At 68.1% G+C, this 6,537-nt stretch carries 9 protein-coding genes and 1 tRNA gene; 3 read left to right on the plus strand and 7 right to left on the minus strand.

Features of this window, described 5'->3' with window-relative positions:
• Nucleotides 1-76: 76 nt before the first annotated feature.
• Both ACTIFJ_RS09970 and ACTIFJ_RS09975 read right to left on the minus strand, forming a co-directional pair.
• Nucleotides 77-1,264: a M20 metallopeptidase family protein gene (locus tag ACTIFJ_RS09970; protein ID WP_439533962.1), complete on the minus strand. Its 1,188-nt coding sequence runs from the start codon at nucleotides 1,262-1,264 to the stop codon at nucleotides 77-79.
• A gap of 1 nt (nucleotide 1,265) precedes the next feature.
• On the minus strand, nucleotides 1,266-2,105 hold the full coding sequence (locus ACTIFJ_RS09975; RefSeq protein ID WP_439533963.1) for a dienelactone hydrolase family protein: 840 nt from the start codon (nucleotides 2,103-2,105) through the stop codon (nucleotides 1,266-1,268).
• 162 nt (nucleotides 2,106-2,267) lie between these two features.
• On the opposite strand from ACTIFJ_RS09975, the gene ACTIFJ_RS09980 reads away from it, so the two are divergent.
• The 3 genes from ACTIFJ_RS09980 to ACTIFJ_RS09990 all read left to right on the plus strand — a co-directional run bounded on the left by ACTIFJ_RS09980 (nucleotide 2,268) and on the right by ACTIFJ_RS09990 (nucleotide 4,479).
• The gene (locus ACTIFJ_RS09980; protein ID WP_439533964.1) at nucleotides 2,268-2,939 is read left to right on the plus strand and encodes a sterol desaturase family protein; all 672 of its coding nucleotides are present in this window, start codon (nucleotides 2,268-2,270) and stop codon (nucleotides 2,937-2,939) included.
• Between the two features lie 66 nt (nucleotides 2,940-3,005).
• Nucleotides 3,006-4,328 carry a C4-dicarboxylate transporter DctA gene (gene dctA / locus ACTIFJ_RS09985; RefSeq protein ID WP_439533983.1) on the plus strand — a complete coding sequence of 441 codons (1,323 nt, stop codon included), beginning with the start codon at nucleotides 3,006-3,008 and terminating at the stop codon, nucleotides 4,326-4,328.
• A 74-nt stretch (nucleotides 4,329-4,402) separates the two neighbouring features.
• Nucleotides 4,403-4,479 (plus strand) — tRNA-Asp (locus ACTIFJ_RS09990).
• Nucleotides 4,480-4,516: 37 nt separating this feature from the next.
• Here ACTIFJ_RS09990 and ACTIFJ_RS09995 read toward each other — a convergent pair.
• The 5 genes from ACTIFJ_RS09995 to ACTIFJ_RS10015 all read right to left on the minus strand — a co-directional run bounded on the left by ACTIFJ_RS09995 (nucleotide 4,517) and on the right by ACTIFJ_RS10015 (nucleotide 6,360).
• A complete protein-coding gene (locus ACTIFJ_RS09995; RefSeq protein ID WP_439533984.1) occupies nucleotides 4,517-4,798 on the minus strand; it encodes a chorismate mutase in 282 nt (93 codons plus the stop codon).
• 59 nt (nucleotides 4,799-4,857) lie between these two features.
• Nucleotides 4,858-5,082: a DUF2842 domain-containing protein gene (locus ACTIFJ_RS10000; RefSeq protein ID WP_439533965.1), complete on the minus strand. Its 225-nt coding sequence runs from the start codon at nucleotides 5,080-5,082 to the stop codon at nucleotides 4,858-4,860.
• Between the two features lie 9 nt (nucleotides 5,083-5,091).
• On the minus strand, nucleotides 5,092-5,691 hold the full coding sequence (locus tag ACTIFJ_RS10005) for a 5-formyltetrahydrofolate cyclo-ligase (RefSeq protein ID WP_439533966.1): 600 nt from the start codon (nucleotides 5,689-5,691) through the stop codon (nucleotides 5,092-5,094).
• Nucleotides 5,692-5,875: 184 nt separating this feature from the next.
• Nucleotides 5,876-6,181, minus strand: coding sequence for a cell division protein ZapA (gene zapA / locus ACTIFJ_RS10010; protein WP_439533967.1), 306 nt, complete (start codon nucleotides 6,179-6,181; stop codon nucleotides 5,876-5,878).
• Between the two features lie 8 nt (nucleotides 6,182-6,189).
• Nucleotides 6,190-6,360 carry a hypothetical protein gene (locus ACTIFJ_RS10015; RefSeq protein ID WP_439533968.1) on the minus strand — a complete coding sequence of 57 codons (171 nt, stop codon included), beginning with the start codon at nucleotides 6,358-6,360 and terminating at the stop codon, nucleotides 6,190-6,192.
• Nucleotides 6,361-6,537 lie beyond the last annotated feature (177 nt).

Consider the following 6,537-nt stretch of genomic DNA (forward strand, 5'->3'; position numbering starts at 1 on the left):
GGTAGACGCGCGGGACTCAAAATCCCGTTCCGCAAGGAGTGTCGGTTCGAGCCCGACCGCCCGCACCATCGCTCGCTCAAGCCAGGCCATGCCCGAGAAAATGCTCGGCGACCGCGGCATGAAAAGCGGCTCCGCGGGGCATCACCGCTTCGTCGAGCATCATCCTCGTGCTGTGCAGGCCGCAGCAGCTGCGCCAGTCGCTGCCATCGACCGCGGCGCCCAGGAAGAACATTGCACCGGGCACCTTCTCCAGCACATAGGCGAAATCTTCGGCGCCCATGATCGGGTTGGCCAGGTCTTCCCAGCCGTTATCGCCAAACAGCCCCCGCGCCACCGTCCGCCCGAGCGCAACGGCGCGGCCATCACAGACGGTAACCGGAAAGCCCGGATCGAATCGCACGCTGGCCGTGGCACCGTGCGCGGCGGCAATACCGGGGACCAGCCGGGCCAGCCCGGCCTGGACGCTGGCCCGGCGTTCCGCAGACAGTGTGCGCAGCGTGCCGAGCATCTCGGCGCGATCGGGAATCACGTTGTCGGTCGTGCCGGCCGTGATCCGGCCGATGGTGACAACAGCCGGATCGAACACCGACACCTGGCGGGTGATATAGCTCTGGATCGCCCCGACGATCTCGCACGCGATCGGCACCGGGTCCAGCGCATCATGCGGCATCGAGGCATGGCCGCCGCGTCCCTGCACGGTGATGAACAGCTTGTCGGCCGAGGCCAGCAGCGGCCCTGGCCGGCCGGCGAAGACGCCGTGCCGGGCATTGGGCATGATGTGCAGCGCAAACGCCGCATCGGGCAGCGGATCGAGCAGCCCGTCCTCGATCATGTAGCGCGCGCCGTGATGGCCCTCCTCGCCGGGCTGGAACATGAACAACACCGAGCCCGGCAGCTTGTCGCGCCGCGCGCATAGCAGCCGCGCCGCGCCCGCCAGCATGGCGACATGGCTGTCATGCCCGCAAGCGTGCATCGCGCCAGGCGTCGTCGAGGCAAAGTCGAGCCCGGTATCCTCCGGCATCGGCAAGGCGTCGGTATCGCCGCGCAGCAGCACGGTGCGGCCATTGGCCGGCCCCTGCAGGCGAGCGACAAGGCCGCTGGTGCTCGGCCCCTGCCGCCATTCGAGCGGCAGGTCGGCCAACGCAGCCCGGATCTTGTCGGCGGTCCGGGGATTGTGCAGCCCTAACTCGGGGTCGGCATGGATGGCGCGGCGCAGCGCGGTAATCTCCGGGGCGATGGCCAAGGCAGAATCGAGCAGGCTCATGCTAGACGCCATTGGCCCTGAAGTGCGCCAGCATCCGTTTCCAGCCATCCATGGCGGCGTCCGCCTTGTAGCTGGGACGGTAATCGGCGTGGAAGGCATGGTCGGCACCCGCATATACCCGGATCGTGCTCGCCCGCGCCGCCGGCGCCGAGGACGCCGCCAGCGCCTTGTTCATCGCCTCGACGTCGCTCAGCGGAATGCCGCCATCCTTCTCGCCATAAAGCCCCAGCACCGGCGCCTTGAGCGTGTCGACAATGTCGAGGGGCCGTCCCCGGCCCTCGGCGCCCGACAACCGTCCATACCAGGCAACACCGGCCTTGATTGCCGGGAAGCGCGCCGCCGCCATCCACACCACCGTGCCGCCCCAGCAGAAGCCGGTGATCGCGGTCCGGCCAGATGCGGTGAACGGCTGGGCGGCAAGCCAATCCAGCGTCCGGCCGACATCTTCCATCTGCTGCGGATAGCTCGCCGTGCTGACGAGTTTGATGATTTCGCCCATCTCCTTCATCGACGCGAGGCGGTTCTCCGGGTCGGCGCGGAAGAAGAAGCTCGGCGCCACAGCGACATAGCCCTGGCGCGCCAGCCTGCGGCAGATATCCCGGATATATTCATGCACCCCGAACACCTCGGACACCACGATCACCGCCGGATGCCGGCCCGGCTTGTCGGGCCGCGCCACGAACAGCGGCAGGCCGTCGGCGCTGGCCGTAGCGGTGACGAGCCCGTCGTCCGACGTCGTGATCGGTGCGGCATGGGCGACAGTGGCGATGGCGGCATAGCCGGCGGCGATTGCTGCGGCGGCGCCGCGACGACTGATATCCGGCGCGAGGAAGCTGGCCATGATTGATCTCCCGGAGATTGAATGGTCTTCTCGGACGATGATCCAGACTAGCCGGATATCCCGTTGAGGCAAGCGCGCCCGCCCCGGTCGCTATTGCTGCTGGCGTTGGCAGGCATCGCAGGCCTCGCCTGGGCCGAGCGCCGCTGGCCGCGCAGGGCGGCCATGCCCGACAGCGCTCGCCTGCGTACCAACCTCGCACTCGGCGCCATCAGCCTGGCCGTGGTGACGCTCGTCGAGCAGCCGCTTGCGATGCGGCTCGCCGGCCGCGTCGTCGCCCGGCGGCAGGGGCTGGTGCAGGCCTTGCCCGGCGCCTGGCTGCGTGACCTCGCAGCGATCCTGCTGCTCGATTACGCGACCTATCACTGGCACGTCGCCACCCACCGGGTGCCGCTGCTCTGGCGGCTGCACCGGGTCCATCACAGCGACCAGGCGATGGACTGGACGACGGCGCTGCGCTTCCACGGGCTGGACATGGCGCTGTCGGTACCGCTGCGGCTCGCCGAGGTCCGGCTGATCGGCGCTAGCCCCCGGGCGCTGGCACTTTACGGCGGCTGGTTCTTCGCCAATGTCGCCTTCCACCATGCCGACCTCAAGCTGGGCGCTGACCGGGAGCTGGCCTGGTTCCTGACGACGCCGGGGATGCACGACATCCACCACCGCGCCGACGCCGCCGCGCTCGATTCGAACTATTCCTCCGGCCTCAGCCTCTGGGACCGGGTCCATGGCACCTTCTCCGCTGCTCGCCCGGACGTCGGCATCGGCATTCCCGGCCTGGCGACGCAGCCACTGGCCGCCGCGCTGGCGTTGCCTTTCACGCGAGACACGCCCGGCTGATCCGGCTTGCCCACATGCATCTGCCGCCGCATGAACAGCATCGGCAAACAACAAGGATCCCAGGCCATCGCGATCATTGCTGACCCGGTGCCCGCTGTCGCCAGACCCTTCTGGCGGCAGCTCTATGTCCAGGTGCTGGTGGCGATCGTCGCCGGCGGCCTGCTCGGCTGGCTGTCGCCGGAGACCGGCGTGGCACTGAAGCCGCTCGGCGATGGCTTCATCCGGTTGGTCAAGATGGTAGTGCCGCCGGTGGTGTTCCTCACCATCGTCACCGGCATCGCCGGCATGCGCGGGCTGGGCCGGCTCGGCCGGGTCGTCGGCCGCACCTTCGCCTATTTCCTCAGCGTGTCGACACTGGCGCTGGTCATCGGCCTGGTGGTGGCCAATGTCGTGCGTCCGGGCGCCGGCCTGAACATCGATCCCGCCAGCCTCGAGACCGGCGCCGTCGCCGAATATGTCCAGAAGGCCGAAGACAGCGGCATCGTCGGTTTCATCACCGAGGTCATCCCCGATTCGATGCTCGGCGCCTTTACCAGCGGCAACCTGCTGCAGGTGCTGTTCCTCGCCATCACCACCGGCATCGCGCTGGGGCTGGTCGGCGATGCCGGTGCGCCCTTGCTACGGTTTCTCGAATCGGCGCAGGCGGTGGTGTTCCGGCTGGTGGCGATGTTCATGGCGCTGGCGCCGATCGGGGCGTTCGGCGCCTTCGCCTTCACCATCGGCCGCTTCGGGCCGGGGGCGATCGCCAATCTCGTCGGGCTGCTGGCGACTTTCTACATCACCTCGCTGCTGTTCGTGCTCATCGTGCTCGGCGTGGTGGCGCGGCTGGCGGGATTCTCGATCCTCCGGCTGATCGTCTATCTGAAGGCCGAGCTGTTCCTGGTGCTCGGCACCAGCTCGTCCGAAGCGGCGCTGCCCAGCCTGATGGAGAAAATGCAGGCGGCGGGCTGCCCCAAGCCGATCGTCGGGCTGGTGGTGCCCACCGGCTATTCGTTCAACCTCGATGGAACCAACATCTACATGACGCTGGCGGCGCTGTTCATCGCCCAGGCCACCAATGTCGAGCTGACGCTGGGCGAGCAATTGCTCCTGCTCGGCGTCGCCATGCTCAGCTCCAAGGGCGCCGCTGGCGTCACAGGCGCCGGCTTCATCACGCTGGCGGCGACGCTGGCCGTGGTCCCGGGCGTGCCGGTGGCCGGGATGGCGTTGATTCTCGGCATCGACCGCTTCATGTCCGAATGCCGGGCCCTGACCAACTTCATCGGCAATGCCGTCGCCTGCGTGGTGATCACCCGCTGGGAAGGCGCCGTCGACGAGGCGGCACTTGAGGCTGCGCTCGGCCGCCAGCGCGGGCTGGCGGCGCCGGTCGGTGAGACGGATACCGATTAGAGCCGCCCAATACCCGTCCGGTGCTTGACAGGGGCAGGGGGGGTATCTAGACGCGCCTTCTCGCCGAGAGATCTGCGGGTGTAGCTCAGTTGGTTAGAGCGCCGGCCTGTCACGCCGGAGGTCGCGGGTTCGAGCCCCGTCACTCGCGCCACTCCTTGGCGGTTTCTAACTTTCCGGAAATTGCCGTTTCAGAGCAGGGGTTTGCGCAGGCCATCCCAGCGCGCCAGCTCATGCGCGATCGACGTTTCAACCAGCGTTTCCCAGAGCGCTTCGGCCAGCCCGTCGGGCAGTCCGGCCTCGGCGGCAGCCGCGGCGACATTGGCGATGACTACGGCCTTGCGCGCTTCGTCGCGAACCTGGTTCCGCGCCGGCTTGATGCGCGCGGCGGCGTCCATATAGGCGAAGCGCTGGGCAAGCAGCGCCACCAGCGCCTGGTCGAGCGCGTCGACCCCGGCGCGTACCTCGGCCATCGTCGCACAGTCCTCGGCCGGAAGCGGATCGGCGGGCACCGGCCGGGTGGCAGGGCGGCTCAAGACCGGCTCCAGCGGCCGGTGTTCATCCAGACGAACAGCGGCTTGAGCGGCAAGACCCAGGCGAGCCCGAGGATCAGATAGGCCCCGACCATCAGCGCGGTCGGCAGCGTGGACAGCCAGTCGGCGGCGCTGGCCACCAGCACGGCATAGATGACGATATAGGCGATAAGCGCCAGGACGCCGACAGGCTTGCGCCAGCTTGGTTCGGATACAGGGACCATCAGCCGTCTCTAGCGGCTTTGTCGACATTCGACCAGTTGTGTTGGTGTCGCGATCCAGTCCATCCGCTCGTCATGCGGCTCCAGGGGCAGCGCCTCGGCAATCTGCACGTCGAAGGCCATGGCGATGGCGATCACCGGCCCCTGGGCACGCAGCCGGGCCAGCGTCCGGTCATAATAGCCGCCGCCCTGGCCGAGCCGGGCGCCATCACGGGCGACAGCGAGCACCGGCACCAGCAGCAGCCGGGGGCTGATCTCCGGCGCATCGACGGGCGGCTGCAGGATGCCGAGCGGGCCGGCGATCAGCCGTTGGTGCGGGGCGACATGAAACTGCAGATCGTCCCCGGCGATGCGTGGCAGGGCGAGGGAGCCCAAGATGCTTTCCGCCCAGCGCGGATCGATCTCGTCGCCCTGAGCGGCATAGCTGGCAACCGGTCCCGCCACCGTGCGCAGCGGCGTCAGGATCGCGGCGAGTGCCTGCGCAGCGACCAGGCATCCCTCGGTGCCGATTTCAGCGACATGCGCCCGCCGGCGCTGGCGAAAAATCCGGCGCAGCGCCGGCTTTTCTTGGGGCAGGGGCGGGGTGGCGGGACCGCCATGGGTCGTTTGCATGAAGATCCTCTGACGCCAAGTACGTCAGGTGGGCGCCGGGTAGAGCGGACCAGGATCCGCCCAGAGCCAGCTCCCTTAGGATGTGAATCGCCTCAGGGATGCTCGTCGCTCGTGCCGGGCAGTACCCGCCTCCCCATAGATAGGCGCGATCCCTGCCAGTCTCAAGCCATCATCGGCGGCGGCATCAAGCGCCGACGGGGGCTTCCAGCCGCTGGGCCAGCGCTTCGGCACGATCGGCGATCGTCGCCAGCGCCTCGGCCAGGGCCGGGTCGGCAACGGCCGGGTCTGCCGATGCCGGCGCGGCCGAGCGCAGCTCGTCCGCCAGCATCAGCGCCGCCATCAGCAGCAGCCGCGGCTCGTGCATCGGCCCGAGCTGTTCGACGAGCCGGTCGACCTTGGTGCCGACGTCGGCAGCCAGGCTCTCGAGATGGGCCTCGCCGCCCTCCTTGCAGGCCAGCGAATAGCTGCGGCCGGCGATCTGAACGGTCACTTGCGCCATCAGCTCGGCATTTCGAGCAGGGTGTCAACAGCCGTGAGTATTTCGCGTGCCTCGGCCTCGATGCGCTGAAGGCGCACATGATCTTTCTCGCGCGTCGCAAGCGCATTTTCGATCCGGCCGAGAGCCGTGACCAGCCGCTCGAGCTCGGGTTGGGGAGAGGCGGCTTGCATGGAAATAGCTACTCCCGATTTCAGTTAGTTGCACGACTCATATAAGAACATAGGTTAGCATCCGTCAAATCAACGGCGAGTTGGGAAATATACTTATGGCCGGGGCTGCGGCCGGGCTGCGGTTGACGCCTGCGCAGGGCTGTGGCCATTGTCCGGCGCGATTCGCCCCTGTTGCGG

The organism is Polymorphobacter sp., from assembly GCF_051860865.1.
Lineage (GTDB): Bacteria > Pseudomonadota > Alphaproteobacteria > Sphingomonadales > Sphingomonadaceae > Sandarakinorhabdus.

Excerpts from the sequence above, each read along its gene's own strand:
- ACTIFJ_RS09995 (WP_439533984.1), bottom strand. The coding sequence starts at position 4,798 with ATGGCCGAGGTACGCGCCGGGGTCGACGCGCTCGACCAGGCGCTGGTG.
- ACTIFJ_RS09970 (WP_439533962.1), bottom strand. The coding sequence starts at position 1,264 with ATGAGCCTGCTCGATTCTGCCTTGGCCATCGCCCCGGAGATTACCGCG.
- ACTIFJ_RS10000 (WP_439533965.1), bottom strand. The coding sequence starts at position 5,082 with ATGGTCCCTGTATCCGAACCAAGCTGGCGCAAGCCTGTCGGCGTCCTG.
- ACTIFJ_RS09975 (WP_439533963.1), bottom strand. The coding sequence starts at position 2,105 with ATGGCCAGCTTCCTCGCGCCGGATATCAGTCGTCGCGGCGCCGCCGCA.
- ACTIFJ_RS09980 (WP_439533964.1), top strand. The coding sequence starts at position 2,268 with ATGCCCGACAGCGCTCGCCTGCGTACCAACCTCGCACTCGGCGCCATC.
- ACTIFJ_RS10015 (WP_439533968.1), bottom strand. The coding sequence starts at position 6,360 with ATGCAAGCCGCCTCTCCCCAACCCGAGCTCGAGCGGCTGGTCACGGCT.
- ACTIFJ_RS10005 (WP_439533966.1), bottom strand. The coding sequence starts at position 5,691 with ATGCAAACGACCCATGGCGGTCCCGCCACCCCGCCCCTGCCCCAAGAA.